General features: G+C 63.7%; 16 protein-coding genes. 8 read left to right on the forward strand and 8 right to left on the reverse strand.

The window, feature by feature from the left end; translation table 11 throughout:
* From CSC94_RS09710 to CSC94_RS09745, 8 genes are all read right to left on the reverse strand, one after another.
* Entirely contained in the window at positions 1 to 213 is a 213-nt protein-coding gene (locus CSC94_RS09710) for a heavy-metal-associated domain-containing protein (protein ID WP_099306131.1), read from the reverse strand.
* A 96-nt stretch (positions 214 to 309) separates the two neighbouring features.
* On the reverse strand, positions 310 to 612 hold the full coding sequence (locus tag CSC94_RS09715) for an ArsR/SmtB family transcription factor (RefSeq protein WP_099306132.1): 303 nt from the start codon (positions 610 to 612) through the stop codon (positions 310 to 312).
* 233 nt (positions 613 to 845) lie between these two features.
* On the reverse strand, positions 846 to 1,589 hold the full coding sequence (locus tag CSC94_RS09720; RefSeq protein WP_099306133.1) for a HugZ family pyridoxamine 5'-phosphate oxidase: 744 nt from the start codon (positions 1,587 to 1,589) through the stop codon (positions 846 to 848).
* A 57-nt stretch (positions 1,590 to 1,646) separates the two neighbouring features.
* Complete coding sequence (locus CSC94_RS09725; RefSeq protein WP_099306134.1) at positions 1,647 to 2,411, reverse strand: SDR family NAD(P)-dependent oxidoreductase; 765 nt, start codon at positions 2,409 to 2,411, stop codon at positions 1,647 to 1,649.
* A gap of 179 nt (positions 2,412 to 2,590) precedes the next feature.
* Positions 2,591 to 2,884, reverse strand: a complete 294-nt coding sequence (locus CSC94_RS09730; protein WP_099306135.1) for a hypothetical protein — start codon at positions 2,882 to 2,884, stop codon at positions 2,591 to 2,593.
* A gap of 441 nt (positions 2,885 to 3,325) precedes the next feature.
* Entirely contained in the window at positions 3,326 to 4,405 is a 1,080-nt protein-coding gene (choV, locus tag CSC94_RS09735) for a choline ABC transporter ATP-binding protein (protein ID WP_099306136.1), read from the reverse strand.
* Positions 4,402 to 5,238 (reverse strand): choline ABC transporter permease subunit, encoded by an 837-nt coding sequence (gene choW / locus CSC94_RS09740; RefSeq protein ID WP_099306137.1) that lies wholly within the window; start codon positions 5,236 to 5,238, stop codon positions 4,402 to 4,404. The genes choV and choW overlap by 4 nt, the downstream gene beginning before the upstream one ends.
* Before the next feature lie 61 nt (positions 5,239 to 5,299).
* Positions 5,300 to 6,232, reverse strand: a complete 933-nt coding sequence (locus CSC94_RS09745) for a choline ABC transporter substrate-binding protein (RefSeq protein ID WP_425356515.1) — start codon at positions 6,230 to 6,232, stop codon at positions 5,300 to 5,302.
* Positions 6,233 to 6,394: 162 nt separating this feature from the next.
* On the opposite strand from CSC94_RS09745, the gene betI reads away from it, so the two are divergent.
* The 8 genes from betI to CSC94_RS09785 all read left to right on the forward strand — a co-directional run bounded on the left by betI (position 6,395) and on the right by CSC94_RS09785 (position 15,269).
* Positions 6,395 to 6,979, forward strand: coding sequence for a transcriptional regulator BetI (betI, locus tag CSC94_RS09750; protein ID WP_099306139.1), 585 nt, complete (start codon positions 6,395 to 6,397; stop codon positions 6,977 to 6,979).
* The gene (locus CSC94_RS09755; protein WP_099306140.1) at positions 6,979 to 7,596 is read left to right on the forward strand and encodes a thymidine kinase; all 618 of its coding nucleotides are present in this window, start codon (positions 6,979 to 6,981) and stop codon (positions 7,594 to 7,596) included. Before betI ends, CSC94_RS09755 begins: the two co-directional genes overlap by 1 nt.
* 142 nt (positions 7,597 to 7,738) lie before the next feature.
* Positions 7,739 to 8,122, forward strand: coding sequence for a c-type cytochrome (locus CSC94_RS09760; protein WP_099306141.1), 384 nt, complete (start codon positions 7,739 to 7,741; stop codon positions 8,120 to 8,122).
* A gap of 150 nt (positions 8,123 to 8,272) precedes the next feature.
* Complete coding sequence (locus CSC94_RS09765) at positions 8,273 to 9,364, forward strand: coiled-coil domain-containing protein (RefSeq protein ID WP_099306142.1); 1,092 nt, start codon at positions 8,273 to 8,275, stop codon at positions 9,362 to 9,364.
* 22 nt (positions 9,365 to 9,386) lie between these two features.
* A complete protein-coding gene (locus tag CSC94_RS09770; protein WP_099306143.1) occupies positions 9,387 to 10,535 on the forward strand; it encodes a DNA cytosine methyltransferase in 1,149 nt (382 codons plus the stop codon).
* Positions 10,536 to 10,549: 14 nt separating this feature from the next.
* Positions 10,550 to 12,463: an AAA family ATPase gene (locus CSC94_RS09775; RefSeq protein ID WP_099306144.1), complete on the forward strand. Its 1,914-nt coding sequence runs from the start codon at positions 10,550 to 10,552 to the stop codon at positions 12,461 to 12,463.
* 445 nt (positions 12,464 to 12,908) lie between these two features.
* A complete protein-coding gene (locus CSC94_RS09780; RefSeq protein WP_165784390.1) occupies positions 12,909 to 13,988 on the forward strand; it encodes a TadE family protein in 1,080 nt (359 codons plus the stop codon).
* 174 nt (positions 13,989 to 14,162) lie between these two features.
* Complete coding sequence (locus CSC94_RS09785) at positions 14,163 to 15,269, forward strand: TadE/TadG family type IV pilus assembly protein (RefSeq protein ID WP_099306146.1); 1,107 nt, start codon at positions 14,163 to 14,165, stop codon at positions 15,267 to 15,269.
* The last annotated feature ends 106 nt before the right edge of the window (positions 15,270 to 15,375 follow it).

Genomic DNA, 15,375 nt, shown 5'->3' on the forward strand with positions numbered 1-15,375 from the left:
TCAGGCGTTTTCCGCCAGAGCGGCGTCGAAACCGGCATCCTCGACCGCGGCGATCATCGCGCCGGCCGCCGCGCCATCGTGGGAAACCGTCGCAAGGCCCGCCTCGAGATTCACGTCGACATTGGTGACAGAGGGAACCGATGAAAGCGCCGCGGAGACGGACTTGACGCAGCCGCCGCAATGCATGCCCTCGATGGTGAGTTTCGTCTGCATGAAAGGACCTCCTTTGTGTCTGGAGGCCGATATGGTGCTTCCAGCGACTGGAAGGTCAAGCCCTGGCCGGAAATATCCGGACAGGGCTGCTTTCGGTCAGTGGGTCAGTTGCTGCTCGTCATCCTGCATCATGGTCAGCAGGCGTGTCGCAAGCGGGCAGGCCAGGCGGTAATAGATCGTCTGGCCGTCGCGGCGCGTTGCAACCAGTCCCTGGCTGCGGAGCTTCGCGAGGTGCTGGGAGAGGGCCGACTGGCTCAGGTGAACCTTGTCGGCCAGCGCACCGACGGAAAACTCCGAATCCTCGAGCAGGCAAACGATTTCAATCCGCTTGGCGTTGGCAAGCACGGTGAGATAGGCCGCAGTTTCCTCGGCCTTCTGATAGACGTTGTTTAAAGACATATGCCCCGGTACCACCCGTTTCTAAAGGCTGTTTCCATTACAGGACCCCGGGGGCAAGGGTCCCAGTTCGCACACACAAAATTTAGAAAACACGAACCGATAATTTACGCAAGGGAAAATTGCATTGCCCTGCGGAGTGTTGTAAAAATCCGGTTAAATATTTGAAGTTATTGCCTTTTGAAGTTACAGTCATTTCGGCCTGAAATTGCATTGCTGTAACATTTTATGCCGAACTAGCCGTTGGCCATGCTGCGCAACGCCTTCTCCACCGCGTCTGTGGCATGCATCGATTCGGGAAAGGCGAGGCGCTCGGTGCGGCTGCCCCGGGCAAGGTCCAGTCCACGGGGATCGATGCCGGTCACGGTCCAGGACGATGTTTCCAGGCCGGCGGCCATGGCGGCAGCGCGGAGCAGCGTGGCGCCACGGCCGTTGAGCCAATCCAGCAGTTCCTGCTGCGCGCCGGCGAAGGCCCGGGCCGCCTCGGGCGGGCAGAGCAGGTCATCCCGGGCAAGCCGGTAGGCGCGGCCGAAGCCGCCGTTCAGGCTGGCCGATTGCAGGTCGAGCGCGAAGAAGGAGAAGTCCGCGAAACCGGCATAGAGCGTTGCCTTCGGGTTGGCGGCCAGATAGCGCCGGCGCGCGCTTTCCTCTTCCTCGCCAGGCGACCGGATGCGTCTTGCGCGGCAGGCCAAGGTGACCCGCGGGTGGGCGAGCGGGTCGCCCTTTCCCGGTTCCCCGACCAGGAGGGAGCATCGTCCGTCGGCCAGAAGCCCGCGCGTGTGTGCGGCCAGGGTCGAGACGAGGACAAGCGGCGTGCCGTCGACCGCGGTGGCAAGGCCGACGCGGCTGACCGCGGGGCCGCCCGTTTCCGGGTCGAGGACGGCGAGCGCCGCATGGCGGGCGGTCCGCACCAGCCTGTCGACAAGCTGGCGGGACTCGTCATCGGCCGGCCGGACCGGGTCGCGCTTCTGGTCGGTCATGGTCGCATCGCCCGCCTGCAGGGCAGCACTGCGCCTTGCAGGCGGGACGTTCCCGGCTCAGCGCGGGGCCATGCGGATGGCGCCGTCAAGGCGGATCGTCTCGCCGTTGAGCATCTGGTTCTCGACGATGTGGACGGCCATGGCGGCATATTCGGCCGGGTCGCCGAGGCGCGGCGGGAAGGGGACCTGCTGGCCGAGCGAGATCTGGGCCTCTTCGGGAAGCCCGGCCATCATCGGGGTCTTGAACAGGCCCGGCGCGATGGTCATGACGCGAATGCCCGAGCGGGACAGGTCGCGGGCGATCGGCAGGGTCATGCCGACGACGCCGCCCTTGGACGCCGAGTAGGAGACCTGGCCGATCTGGCCATCGAAGGCGGCCACGGATGCCGTATTGACGATCACGCCGCGCTCGCCACCCTCCAGCGGGTCCATGTCCTGACACTTCTCGGCCATCAGCCGGATCATGTTGAAGGTGCCGACGAGGTTGACGTTGATGGTGCGCTGGAAGACCGCGAGGTCAAGCGCGCCTTCCTTGCCGACGGTCTTGCCGACAGTGCCGATGCCGGCGCAGTTGACGAGGATGCGGGGCCAGTTGCCAAGCTGCTCGTGGACCTGCGCCATGGCCGCGACGCCGCTCTCGGCGCTCGACACGTCGCAGTGAATGGCGGCACCGCCGATGTCGGCCGCGACGGCCTCGGCGCCCTTCATGTTGACGTCAAGGCACGCCACCCTGGCTCCCTTGGCGGCCAGGGCCCGGGCGGTGGCTTCGCCAAGACCGGATCCGCCGCCGGTCACCGCGGCCACAACTCCATTGATCTGCATGGTGTCTCCTCCAAAGGCGATCAGAATAGTTATGCTATGTAACAATGGGATTGTAGGACGGACCGGGCGGCTCTTGCAATGGCCGAGCGGCCAGATGCCCCGCCTTTGTTCGGGGCTTCCATCGTGCGTGGAAGAATCGCTAGCAGATCGAGCGGCACGTCGTCCGCCACCTGCCAAGGTCAGCCGGATTGCCGCCGGGCGATGAGAAATGCCGAATAGCCGCCGAGGAGTGCAAAGCAGGCGATCCCGATGGCAGATGCGATCAACATCGGCACGTCCACGGGCAACCCGAAGGTTTCCCGACCTTGAGTCGTTTCCACTATGCGCCAGACAACTCCAATGACGGCAACAGCCGCGATTCCCAGTTGGTTCTGCTTCGTTCCTGCAACTGCGGCAAAAACGACCGCCAACCAAGTCGACGTGTCGTGAAGCAGGCCGGCCACCGCCCCTGCCAACAAGGCCGGATCATCCATCGTCACAATCCTCAATTCTGCGGGAAGCAATGGCGTCCCGACGAGTCCGCCGCCGGTTGCTTCGCATCTCAAACGATTTTCACATGGCAGAGGATGGATTCGTCACCACCGCAACAGGCTGGTTGAACGTCACGCATCGCGTGCCCCCTGGGTTCGGTGCCGGAAGTCTCGAAGCATGACAGCGATGAGAGGGCTGCGGGCATAATCAGCGGGTTGCTGCCAGCGAGCAAAGCCGGCAACAGCCAGAAATTGCGGCCCATCCCATTTCCCCTATTTTCACTTCCTGCACACGGCCCTGCATTAAACACGCCTGACGTGTTTGTGGAGTCCGGAAATGCAAGTAAAGCATGTGATGCCCGAGGCGCGCATTCGTGTGCGGGCGAACCATGCCTGGCAGACGTGCCATGCACGTCCATCTTTGCCGCAGGTTCCGGGGTGCGGTCAGGTCTTGTCGGCGGGAGCGGATCCGAGGCTGTCGCTTCGCTGGTAGCGGGCGATGGCCGCGACGATGGTCTCCGCGTCGACTTCGCCGATGACCTTGCCGCGCTCGATAACGCCGAAGACGCCCTTGCGGCTGGCTGCCAGGTCGATCAGCTCGCGAAGCCCGGTCTGGGGCGTCACCGTGCCGGCGGCGGCCTGGCCGGACTGGCTCAGGCCCGGACGCATGACATCGCGCGCGGTCAGCACCGAGACCGGGTTCATGTGGGCGACGAAATCGGAGACGTAGTCATTGGCCGGCTTGAGCAGGATGTCCTGCGGCGTGCCGCACTGGATGATGCGTCCGCCCTCCATGATGGCGATCCGGTTGCCGATCTTCATGGCCTCGTCGAGATCGTGGCTGACGAAGACGATCGTCTTCTTCAGGCGCGACTGGAGATCGAGCAACTCGTCCTGCAGGCGGTTGCGGATCAGCGGGTCGAGGGCGGAGAAGGGCTCGTCCATCAGCAGGATGGGAGCGCCGGTGGCAAAGGCGCGGGCAAGGCCGACGCGCTGCTGCATGCCGCCGGAGAGTTCGGCCACCTGGCGGTCGGCCCAGGCGGAGAGGCCGACGAGTTCCAGCTGGGTTGCGACGGCGGCTTCGCGTTCGGCGCGCGGCAGGCCGGACAGTTCCAGGCCAAGGCCGACGTTGTCGGCGACCGTGCGCCAGGGCAGGAGGGCGAACTGCTGGAAGACCATCGAGACGTGGTGGGCGCGGATCTCGCGCAGCGTCTTCTCGTTGGCCGCGCGCACCTGTCGCGGGGCGTCGTCGCACCACACGGTCACCTCGCCGCGGGTGATGGGGTTGAGCCGGTTGATGGCGCGGAGAAGCGTCGACTTGCCGGAACCCGACAGGCCCATGAGGACAAGGATCTCGCCCTTGGCGATGTCGAGGGAGCATTCGTGGACGCCGAGCACCTGGCCGGTCTGTTCCTGGATCTCGGCCCGGGTCATGCCCTTGTCGGCAAGCGCCATGGCACCTTCCGGCTTGTCGCCGAACATGATGCAGACGCGGTCGATGCGGATGGCAGGATGATCGCTCATTTTTCGCGCCCCGCGCGGAACATGCGGTCGAGCAGGATGGCGACGACGACGATGACGAAGCCGGATTCGAAGCCGAGCGCGGTGTTGACGGTGTTGAGGGCGCGGACCACGGGGACGCCGAGGCCATCGGCGCCGACGAGCGCAGCGATGACGACCATGGACAGCGACAGCATGATGGTCTGGGTCAGGCCGGCCATGATCTGCGGCACGGCCCAGGGAAGCTCGACCTTCCAGAGAAGCTGCCGGCGCGAGGCGCCGAAGGCCTGCCCGGCCTCGAGAAGCTGCGGCGGCGTGGACGAGACGCCGAGATGCGTCAGACGGATCGGCGCCGGCAGAACGAAGATCGCCGTGGCGATCAGGCCCGGTACCATGCCGATGCCGAAGAAGACGATCGCCGGAATGAGATAGACGAAGGTGGGCAGGGTCTGCATCAGGTCGAGCAGGGGGCGCAGGGCGGCATAGAGGCGCGGTCGATGGGCCGCGGCGATGCCGATGGGAACGCCTACACCCATGCACAGGATGCAGGAGGAGACGACCAGCGTCAGCGTCTCCAGCGTTTCACCCCAATAACCCTGGTTGATGATGAAGAGAAAGCCGGCGGCGGTCAGCAGCGCGACCGAGACCGAGCGGCGCAGGGCATAGGCGAGCGCGACGAAGACCGCGGTGAGCACGAGCGGATGGGGCCAGGACAGGACGGCCAGCAGGCCGTCAATCAGTCCGTCCATGATCCGGGCGAGGCCGTCGAAGAACCATCCGAGATGGTCTGTCATCCAGTCGACAACCATTCTGGCGGTGCGGCCGACCGGAATCTTGTTTTCCGTCAGGAATTCCATGGTTCCGTCTTACCGGTAGGGGATGGGAGACGGGCCCGGCCGAGGCCGGGCCCGGCGCCGATCACATGCCCAGGGCCGACTTGACGGCAGCGGCGGCATCGCCGCCATCCTTCGTCGTGACGCCATCGAGCCAGGACATGACCATGTCCGGATGACCCTTCATCCAGGCCTTGGCGGCGTCCTCCGGCTTCTTGTTGTCATCCAGGATGGCACCCATGATCTCGTTTTCCATGGCCAGCGAGAACTTCAGGTTCTCCAGAAGCTTGCCGACGTTGGAGCATTCCGAGACATAGCCGGCGCGGGTGTTGGTGTAGACCGTCGCGCCACCGAGGTTGGGGCCGAAGTAGTCGTCACCGCCGGTCAGGTAGGTCATGTTGTAATTGGCGTTCATCGGGTGGGGTTCCCAACCGAGGAAAATGATCGGCTCGTCGCGCTTCGAGGCGCGGCCGACCTGGGCCAGCATGCCCTGCTCGGAGGATTCGGCCAGTTCGAAGCCGGAGAGGCCAAAGGCGTCCTTCTCGATCATGTCGAGGATGAGACGGTTGCCGTCATTGCCCGGCTCGATGCCGTAGATCTTGCCGTCGAGCTCGTCCTTGTGCTTGGCGATGTCGGCGAAGTCCTTGATGCCGAGATCGGCGCCGGCCTTGTTGGTGGCCAGCGTGTATTTCGCGCCTTCGAGGTTCTCACGCACGGTGTCGACCGAGCCGTCCTCGCGATAGGGCTTGATGTCGCCTTCCATGGTCGGCATCCAGTTGCCGAGGAAGACGTCGATGTCCTTCTTCTTCATCGAGGCATAGGTCACCGGAACGGAGAGGACCTTGATGTCGGTTTCATAGCCGAGCGCCTTGAGAACCTCGGTCGTCGCCGCCGTCGTCGCGGTGATGTCGGTCCAGCCGACGTCGGAGAAGCGGACGGTCGAGCAGCTGTCCGGTTCGGCGGCAAGGGCCGGTGCGGCGACGGCACTGGCGGCGAGCAATGCAGCGGCGAGGATCATTCGCATGGTGGTCTCCCATTTCCTGTTCATTGATGGCGCGCACTATTACAGAAGCTTGCGCGCTCGGTTAAGTTTTTTACCAACCCGCCACAAACGGGCGCGATTTGCAAGTCGTTATTGAACGGCTATTCAAGATACGGCGATGACGAACGGGAGAAAGCGGTGCCCAAGGTCGGGATGGAGCCCATCAGGCGCAGGTCGCTGATCGAAGCGGCGATCGCCGCGATTCACGACAAGGGATCGCTCGACGTGACGATCAGCCAGATCGCGCGCCATGCCGGCGTCAGCCAGGGTCTTGCGCATCATTACTTCGGGTCCAAGGAAGGCCTGCTGCTGGCGGCCATGCGCCACCTGCTGTCGGAATACGGTGCCGCCGTGCGGCAGGCGCTGGCCGGCGCCGGAACCGCGCGTGAGCGCGTGTCCGCCATCATCGCCGCCTCGCTCGCGCCGGAGCAGTTCCGGCCGGAGACGGTGTCGGCGTGGCTGGTCTTCTACGTGCATGCGCAGGGCTCGGAGCCGGCGCGGCGGCTGCTTGCCGCCTATCACGGCCGGTTGCGCTCCAACCTGCTCGATGCCCTGCGCCCGATTTCCGGAAAGCGGGCCGGCGAGATCGCCGAGGGCGTGGCGGCGATGATCGACGGGTTCTATATCCGGGCGGCTCTGGGCGCGCTGCCCGAAACCGCGCTTCCGGCGCAAGTGATGGTGGAAACCTACGTGGACAGCATGATCGGCGCGGAGCCTCGGTGATGGCGAAACTCTATTTCCACTACTCGACGATGAACGCCGGCAAGTCGACGCTCTTGCTGCAGGCGGCGCACAACTACCAGGAGCGGGGGATGACGGTCATGCTGTTCACCGCCGCCCTCGACGATCGCGCCGGGCTCGGGCGGATCGCCTCGCGAATCGGCCTTGCCCGGGACGCGGAACGGTTCGCCGACGGCGACGACCTCTTCGAGCGGGTGCGGCAGCGGCTGGAGGATCACGGACCGCTGCATTGCCTTTTCGTCGACGAGGCGCAGTTCCTCGCCCCTGAACAGGTGTGGCAACTGGCGCGGGTGGCCGACCGCCTGGACGTCCCGGTGATGGCCTACGGGTTGCGGACCGATTTCCGTGGTGCGCTGTTTCCAGGGTCGCGGGAACTGCTGGCGATCGCCGACGACCTGCGCGAAGTCCGCACGATCTGCCGCTGCGGCCGCAAGGCCTCGATGGTGGTGCGGCTGGGACCCGACGGCAAGGTGATGCGCGACGGCGCGCAGGTGGTCATCGGCGGGGAGGAGCGCTATGTCTCCCTGTGCCGACGCCACTGGGAAGAGGAAATGGGGCGCTGGAAGGCCGAGGACCTGGTCGGTTTCACCGGCAACTGAAGCGATCCGTTTGATGAGCAGGCGCTGCAATTCCTGCGGGAAGAAATGCCCGTCTACTGCCAAAATGTCTCATGGCGTTTTATCGCATCGCGTGTAAGGTGCGCGGCGAAGGACGACCGAAAAACCCCGCAAGGAGGAAACCATGAAGATTCGTACCGCACTTGGCCTTTCCGTTGTCGCCGCGATGACGGCGCTCGCCATGCCTGCCCACGCCGATGGCGACGCGGCGGCCGGCAAGAAGGTCTTCAACAAGTGCAAGGCCTGCCACGACGTGAAGGGCAAGAACAAGGTCGGACCGCATCTCGATGGCGTGATCGGCCGGACCGCCGGCACCGTCGAAGGCTTCAAGTATTCCGACGCCATGAAGGCGAAGGGCGCGGAAGGGCTTGTCTGGAACAACGACACCCTGGCGGAATACCTGAAGGACCCCAAGGGCTACATCCCGGGCAACAAGATGGCGTTCGCCGGCCTCAAGAAGGACGAGGACGTCGCCAACGTGATCGCCTACATCGATGCCGAGCAGTGATCGCAGCGACAGGCTGTGACGCCTGTCACGGGCGGGGCGCGAGCCCCGCCCTTTTCTTTTGCCTTCGCTCCCGGTCAGTCTTTCAATCCATGGGGGTCATACCTATAGTCTATGCAATCGCGGCACCTGCCAGCCTTGAGGGGAACATTCATGGCCCAGCTTCAGAACTTCGACCAGGAAATCGAACGGACCCGCCAGCAGGTGGAGAGCATGCGTTCGAAGATCGAACAGTCCGGCGTCATCCTTGAAAAATTCGCCAAGGCGGATGCCAAGATCGGCGAACAGGACTTCGATATCGAGAACGCGCGCATCCAGGACGTGCTGAAGCAGCAGAAGACCATGGAAGGCAATATCGCCGACCTGATCATCGGGCTGGAGGATGCGACCAACGTCTTCGGCGCCGAGTTCGAGAGCATGAAGAGCTACACGGGCTGGGAGAAGTTCATCGGCATCTTCTCCAAGCAGAACATGCAGCGCATGCGCACCGAGCGCGTCCGCAACATGTCGCTGGCCGGAAACCTTCAGGAACTGCTTTCCAAGTCCGACACGATCGTCGGCATCCTGAAGAGCCAGAAGCAAGTGCTCGACAGCCGCTACACCACCTCGGAAACGAGCCTCAAGCAGGTGCTGGAGCGGCGCAAGGACGCCATGGCGCGGCTGGAGGAAACCCAGAAGAAGATCATGGAACTCAACCCGATGCTGCTCGACCTGGAAAACCAGATCGCGGCATCGACCGACCAGAAGACGCGGACCTCGCTGGAGAGCGAGCGTTCGAAGCTGGCGACCGAGTACAACGAGGCGCAGGCCAAGGAACAGGAACTGCTGGCCGAAAGCCAGACGCTTGAACGCTACACCTCGATGTTCCAGACCTTCGTCGACTCGCTGAACAACCAGAAGGCCGCCCAGCAGACGCTGATCAACAAGCTGACGATCGATACCGAACAGCGCATCGTGCTCTACAAGGCGCTGGAGGATTCGCTGAAGACGGCCGCGCAGCAGGACGTCGCGCACAAGATCAATACGCTGGGCAGCCAGGTGGACAACACGGCGGAAGAGACCATGGCCGGCATCGGCGCGGCGGCGCAGAAGCACATCGGCGACCTGCTGGAGATGCACGAGAAGAACATGGTCGTGACCGCGGACATCCAGCGCCGCAAGAAGCTGGCCGACGAGGATTTCGCACGGCGGTTCGACGAGGTCATGCGCAAGCACAATGCGGCGGACTACGTGAAGCAGGGCTGACGCGACGGAGGGCATGGGGGCCATGGCCGACATCGCCGACACGCCGGCGGAGCGTTACTTCACCGCCATCCGGTCTGCGCTGGAAGGGCTCGACACCTTCCTGCGCGACGATTCCTCGCCCCTGTACCGTCACGGAATCGTGGCAGACGTGCTGGTGGAATATCTCGCCCGCCTGGAGACGTCGTTCGACTGCTGGCGCAACCGGCTGGGCTTCGCCGACCGGTTCCGCATCAGCCGGGCCGAGAGCGGGTACCCGGTGTTCCAGAACGTGCTGGAACTGGAAAACGACAAGGCACGGGCCGGCGAGCGGCTGGCCGCCATTCCGCAGGGCGACGAGCTTCGTTCCGAGATGGCCGACTTCATCCTGCGGCACAAGGCGATGCCGACGGCGCTGCAGCAGTCGATGGCCGAGCGGCTCTACCTGGAAAGCCTGAAGGACGGCCAGGTGTTCTCGCCGCTGGTGCTGCCGCGCACGATCCGGGTTTCGGTGAACCCGAAGGCGATGCGGCCCTATTACCTGGTTCACTGGGGCGCCTTCGACGGGACCGCCAACCTGCCGATGGTCTACATGGCCGCGGTGGAGGACAGTTCGGACGCCATGGTCCGCGACCTCGTCGACAGTAAGGGCAAGCTGCGCAAGGACGTGCCGATTCCGCTCCCGGTCGAAGGCCTCCTGAATCCGGACCTGGCCCATGCCTTCGACGATTTCTGCGCCCGCAATTCGGCCTATTCGCTGTCGCCGGCGACGATCGCCACCAACATGGACAAGGATTTCGACACGCTGCACCCCAAGCAGGTTCGCCGGATCGTGCTCGGACCGTTCTACTCGGCCGGCATCACGGAGAACAATTCCATCGTGTCCGACGTACTGTCCAAGGTGTTCAAGCCGGAAAACGCGTGGCTGCTGACCTGGACGATCCAGGAGGTCCAATCGAAGGCGGAAGTGCCGGGCGAGCGCGGGTTCTGGTCCTCGACGCCGGCGCGGCAGGAATTCCTGATCGACACGGACGACCTGGAAGCCGCGCGCATGGGCGTCTCGGCCTACGAGAAGCACGCGCTGCTGCCGCACGAAGCCTACCAAGCGCTCTACGCCGCCGGAGAGGCGCAGAAAATCTTCAATGGCTATACGGTGCACACCATCGCCGGCGGGCAGGTGATCTCCGATGTTTAAGGACATGCACTGACATGGATACCGGCCTGACCACGATTCACGAAGACGACATTGCCAAGCACCTGTCGACGGCGCAGAGCTTCGTCACCCGCATGGTGGTGATGGAGGATGGCGGCGGCCGGTCCTCCACCGCGCTGGCGGGTACCGGTCGGCGGTTCGTCTCCACCGTTTCGACGGGCGGGGCGCGGCGCACGCGCGAAGTGGAACTGACGCGCACGATCCAGTCGATCGGCAAGGGTGACGAACTGCTGTCCATCCCGGCGCACACGCTGCTGTTTCGTGCCCGGCGGGGCCTGGCGATCGCGCTGGCGGTCGGCGACGTTTTCGCCCAGGGCTCGGCGCTGGAAAGCCTGCAGGCGCAGAACCGGCGGGCGCCGCTCGAAGGCGCGGAGGCCGGCGAATTCCGCCAGCTGATGAACGCGCAGGCCTATGTCGCGGCCTTTGCCTTTGCCTCCTACCTGTCGCAGCTGATCGACGGGTCCGACGAGCCGGCCAATGACGTGGAGGAGCCGGACTTCCTGTTCGACACGGCGCAGGACGCGCTGAAGGCCATGGTGGCAGGCCTCGACAAGGCGATTGCCGGTGCCGCCGACGACGCGGTGATGACGGCGCGGGCGAAGGGCTTCGCGCGGGTCGCCCTGGAAGGCCTGATCGCGCGCAAGGGACGGTTCACCGGGCTCGGTCCGTTCGAGGACGTGCACCTGCGCATCGAGTCCGACGACTTCACGCTCAACGGCTTCGACGTCATGCCGGGCACCAAGCGCAAGGCGCTGGTGATGACGTTCAAAAAGCCGAACGAGATCATCGGCAACCACATCGCCAAGTACCAGGCGATGCGGCTGGCCAAGATGCTGATGGCCTATGACTTCGACCGGCAGATGAACCCGTTCGTGGATCTCGGCGGCTTCCTTTTCACCTTCATCGGTGACGGCGCGCCGGGCACCGGCAAGACGATCCTGATCCAGATGACTGCCGGGCTGATCAACGACTACTGCCAGGTCGCGGGTTATCCGTTCACCTACGAGAATTTCGGCGTCGACCAGATTTCCTCCTACCAGGGCAAGTCGGGCCAGAACTGCAAGGCCTTCATCGACACCGTGCTCAACCCGCGGTCCATCGGTTTCGGCACGGTGGACGACATCGACCAGGTGGCGGCGCGGCGGTCGGACGACCGGGCGTCGGCCGGCCAGCACGAGATCACCGGCGTGCTGATGAGCGCCTTTGCCGGGGCCGGGACGGTGGTGCGCGGCAATTGCTCGTTCGGCATGTTCTCCAACTACCCGGAAAACGTGGATGACGCGCTGCGCCAGCGTGCCGGGGCCCGCTGGCTGGTCGACGGACCGCAGACGCTGGAAGACTACGTCGACATTTTCGTGCTGCTGGCCGGCAAGAACCACGCGATCCCGCTGGGCGAACACGATCTCTTCGCCCACCAGCAGATCAAGCAGGCTGTCGCCGTGGCCTACGAGGAGCATTCCAGGCCGCAGGAAGAGGGGCTGAAAGCCGTCTACGACCGATTCCTGGACGAGCGCGGCGAACCGAAGAGCATGGCCGATATCGGCGACTACCTGCACCGGATCAAGCTGGCGGAGCCGCGCTTCACCGGCCGTGCGATCAAGAACATCACCGATGCCATCAAGATGCGGGCGATGGACATCGACCTGCCGGACGAATGGTTCGAGGCGCCGGAAACCTTCATGCACAAGTCCTACGACGACAAGAAGGCGATGATCGAGGAATTGCGCGGTCCGTTCGACATGGCCATGGTGATGCAGGAGATCAACCGCTACGCCGACAGCGAGTTCCGCTATTCGGACCGGGCCGATGACGCGGCGGTTTCACGCCTGGTGCGCGACCAGAAGCTGCGCGAACGTGCGCTGCGCGAAATCGAGGACATGAAGCGCCGCGGGGTATGGGCCGCCGGATGAGATCCGGCGGGCGGCGGATCCGTCCACGTTCGCCGGGATGCCTGACTTCGCGACGGTAGCCGCGACCAGCGGCGGCCTGTCTGCCGCTGTCATGGCGACCTGGCATCGCGATACTTTCCCTGCAGCTTGTAAAATTGCTTTCGTTATCCGTCACGTGCCGGTGAATTACCTAATTTATGAAATTATAAAATAGAAAAATACAAACCTATATCGAATCAAATACTTACATGACGGCTGATAAAACATGATCGTTATTTGATTTTATCGGTGAAGAGTCTGCTGTTGCCGATTCTCGTTTCAAATATTTATTTACGCCTCGGTAATTGGCGCAAGCGGATTGTCCCCGTGATCGAAGACAGTGATCAGCTTACAAGGGGGCAAAACATCCATGTCACACCATCGGTTCTTGAAGCCATTCCTTTCATCGAGGAAAGGCAATTTCGCAATGATGTTCGCGGTCGTCGCGCCGGTTCTCCTGATCGGGGTCGCCGGGGCGATCGACTATGCGCGGGCTCTCAACCTGCAATCCAACATGCAGCAGGCGGCCGACGCGGCTGCATTGGCCGCGGCCACGGCGGCGCGCAACGGCCTTTCTGTCGCCGACGCGCAGAAGATCGCCGACGAGGTCTATCTCGCCAATCTCGACACGACGAGCTTCGACCCGGTGACCAACCCGGTACCGGACCTCAACGTCACCATCGAGAAGGACGAGAACGGCGCCACGGCGACCGTCGGCGGGCAGGGCGCGCTGAAGGACACGCTGTTCAGCATGGCCGACTGGTCGCCTGTCGTGGAGTCGACAGCCATTGCGCAGATCACCGGCGAAACGTCCTACGGCTATGGTGCTGAAACCAATGGCAAGGTGCGCGAATTCCTCGATCCGATGTATTCCGTCTTCGACGAGAAGGGGAAGAATACGAAAACCGTCAACGTTCACTGCCAGGACAAGGCCTGGCAAACCATGGTTGCCGATGCCGGTATCCAGTTCAATGCCTACTGCGTCGACGTTCCTTACCCGCCCAGCTTCAGGACAAACCTGATGTGGAATGCCTTTTCGAAGCTGGATGCACAGGTCGATGGCCACCGGATCGAGATGGTGACCTCCAGCATCAGTCCCAGCAAATGCGGCGTCCATGTCAGCATCAAGATCGGCGGGAAAAACGCGGGTACGGCGACTGGCGGCTGCTATCTCAAGTCAGGCCCGTCGATGTCGATCAAGACGAAAAACGGCTGGACGATCCAGAACTCCTCGACCAATGGCTGGGGCTACAGCCAGTGGGCGCTCCGGGTCGCGAACGACCACTGGGACATCCGGCTGACCTATACGCATGGCGGCGCCGAGATCTTCGCGACAGCGAAGAACGCCGGCATGTGCGGCCCGGTGAAAGGCATCATGGGCGATCTCATGACCGGTAATTTCACGCCCGACCTGCACGTGGTCCCGAGCGGCGACTTCCTGTCGCCGGAATATTCCTGGGAGCCGGCTTGCAAGAGCGGCACTGCGGTTGCCCGGCTGACGAAGTAACCCGACGGGGCGCTTCCACCGTTCACGGATGCGCCCCCTCTATCCTTTCCGGTCGTTACATCCGCGCAACCGCCTCGTTCCTTCGGCTGGTGCGGCACCTTTGCCGTGCCTTCGAACCGGGAAAGGGCCCGAGGCCCGCGGGAATGGAATGGCCACCATCCGACAGGGGCAATCATGCTTACCGACCTCAAGAAACAGATCACGCCTTTTCTCACGCAGAAGAAGGGCAATTTCGCCATCATGTTCGCGGTTGTCGCGCCGGTCCTCCTGATCGGGGTTGCCGGGGCGATCGACTACACGCGGGCGCTCAACCTGCAGTCCAACATGCAGCAGGCGGCCGACGCGGCTGCGCTGGCCGCGGCCACGGCGGCGCGCAACGGCCTTTCGGAGGCCGATGCGCAGAAGGTCGCCGACCGTGTCTACCTGGCCAATCTCGACACGACGAGTTTCGACCCGGTGACCAACCCGGTGCCCGATCTCAACGTCGCGATCGCAAAGGACGAGAACGGTGCCACGGCGACCGTTGGCGGGCAGGCCGCGTTGAAGGACACGCTGTTCAGCATGGCAGACTGGTCGCCTGCGGTGCAATCGACCGCGATCGCGGAGAATACCGGCGAATCATCCTTCGGCTACGGCGCGGAGACCAGCGGCAAGGTCAGGGAATACGAGGACCCCTGGTATTACGTCTACGATGAAACCGGCAAGCACCAGCAGACGCTGAACATCAAGTGCAAGGATCGCACCTGGCAGACCCTGGTTGCCGATTCCGGTATCCAGCTGAACGCCTATTGCGTCGAAACACGGTTCCGCAACCAGCCCTGGGATGCCTTCTGGAAGCTCGACGCCACGGTTGACGGTCACCGGATCGAGATGAGCATCGGCGGGATCGTCGAGCAGAATTTCGGCGCCGCCATCAGCATCGATGGCAGGCGGATCGGCGGCGCGAGCGGCAAGTTCTACCTGACGAGCGGTCCTTCCGTGTCGATGAAAACAAAGAGCGGCTGGACCATTTCAAGTGTCAACGGCGCGTCCTGGTCGCTCAATGCCTACAACGAGCACTGGACTATCCAGCTGACGTTCACCCACGGCGGTGCCCATGTCATCGCGTCGGCCTACAATGCCGGCATGTGCGGACCGGTGAAGGGCATCATGGGCGATCTGATGACCGGCAACTCCACCCCGGACCTGTACGTGGTCGCGACCGGTGACACGCTGTCGCCGGAATATTCCTGGGAGCCGGAGTGCAAGAGCGGCACGGCCGCTGCCCGCCTAACGAAGTGATGCTGCCGCTTCACCCGGCGATACCCTGATCCCCGCGCGTCGCGCCCTGCCGGGCGCGGCGCCTTGGCTTTTCGCGGGCCTGGGTCCGATGCACCAAATCCGTGTA

The sequence above is a fragment of the Zhengella mangrovi genome, assembly GCF_002727065.1.
In the GTDB taxonomy this organism is placed as follows: domain Bacteria; phylum Pseudomonadota; class Alphaproteobacteria; order Rhizobiales; family Rhizobiaceae; genus Zhengella; species Zhengella mangrovi.

Excerpts from the sequence above, each read along its gene's own strand:
- CSC94_RS09710 (WP_099306131.1), bottom strand. The coding sequence starts at position 213 with ATGCAGACGAAACTCACCATCGAGGGCATGCATTGCGGCGGCTGCGTC.
- CSC94_RS09715 (WP_099306132.1), bottom strand. The coding sequence starts at position 612 with ATGTCTTTAAACAACGTCTATCAGAAGGCCGAGGAAACTGCGGCCTAT.
- CSC94_RS09720 (WP_099306133.1), bottom strand. The coding sequence starts at position 1,589 with ATGACCGACCAGAAGCGCGACCCGGTCCGGCCGGCCGATGACGAGTCC.
- CSC94_RS09725 (WP_099306134.1), bottom strand. The coding sequence starts at position 2,411 with ATGCAGATCAATGGAGTTGTGGCCGCGGTGACCGGCGGCGGATCCGGT.
- CSC94_RS09730 (WP_099306135.1), bottom strand. The coding sequence starts at position 2,884 with ATGGATGATCCGGCCTTGTTGGCAGGGGCGGTGGCCGGCCTGCTTCAC.
- choV (WP_099306136.1), bottom strand. The coding sequence starts at position 4,405 with ATGAGCGATCATCCTGCCATCCGCATCGACCGCGTCTGCATCATGTTC.
- choW (WP_099306137.1), bottom strand. The coding sequence starts at position 5,238 with ATGGAATTCCTGACGGAAAACAAGATTCCGGTCGGCCGCACCGCCAGA.
- CSC94_RS09745 (WP_425356515.1), bottom strand. The coding sequence starts at position 6,232 with ATGATCCTCGCCGCTGCATTGCTCGCCGCCAGTGCCGTCGCCGCACCG.
- CSC94_RS09755 (WP_099306140.1), top strand. The coding sequence starts at position 6,979 with ATGGCGAAACTCTATTTCCACTACTCGACGATGAACGCCGGCAAGTCG.
- CSC94_RS09760 (WP_099306141.1), top strand. The coding sequence starts at position 7,739 with ATGAAGATTCGTACCGCACTTGGCCTTTCCGTTGTCGCCGCGATGACG.
- CSC94_RS09765 (WP_099306142.1), top strand. The coding sequence starts at position 8,273 with ATGGCCCAGCTTCAGAACTTCGACCAGGAAATCGAACGGACCCGCCAG.
- CSC94_RS09770 (WP_099306143.1), top strand. The coding sequence starts at position 9,387 with ATGGCCGACATCGCCGACACGCCGGCGGAGCGTTACTTCACCGCCATC.
- CSC94_RS09775 (WP_099306144.1), top strand. The coding sequence starts at position 10,550 with ATGGATACCGGCCTGACCACGATTCACGAAGACGACATTGCCAAGCAC.
- CSC94_RS09780 (WP_165784390.1), top strand. The coding sequence starts at position 12,909 with ATGATGTTCGCGGTCGTCGCGCCGGTTCTCCTGATCGGGGTCGCCGGG.
- CSC94_RS09785 (WP_099306146.1), top strand. The coding sequence starts at position 14,163 with ATGCTTACCGACCTCAAGAAACAGATCACGCCTTTTCTCACGCAGAAG.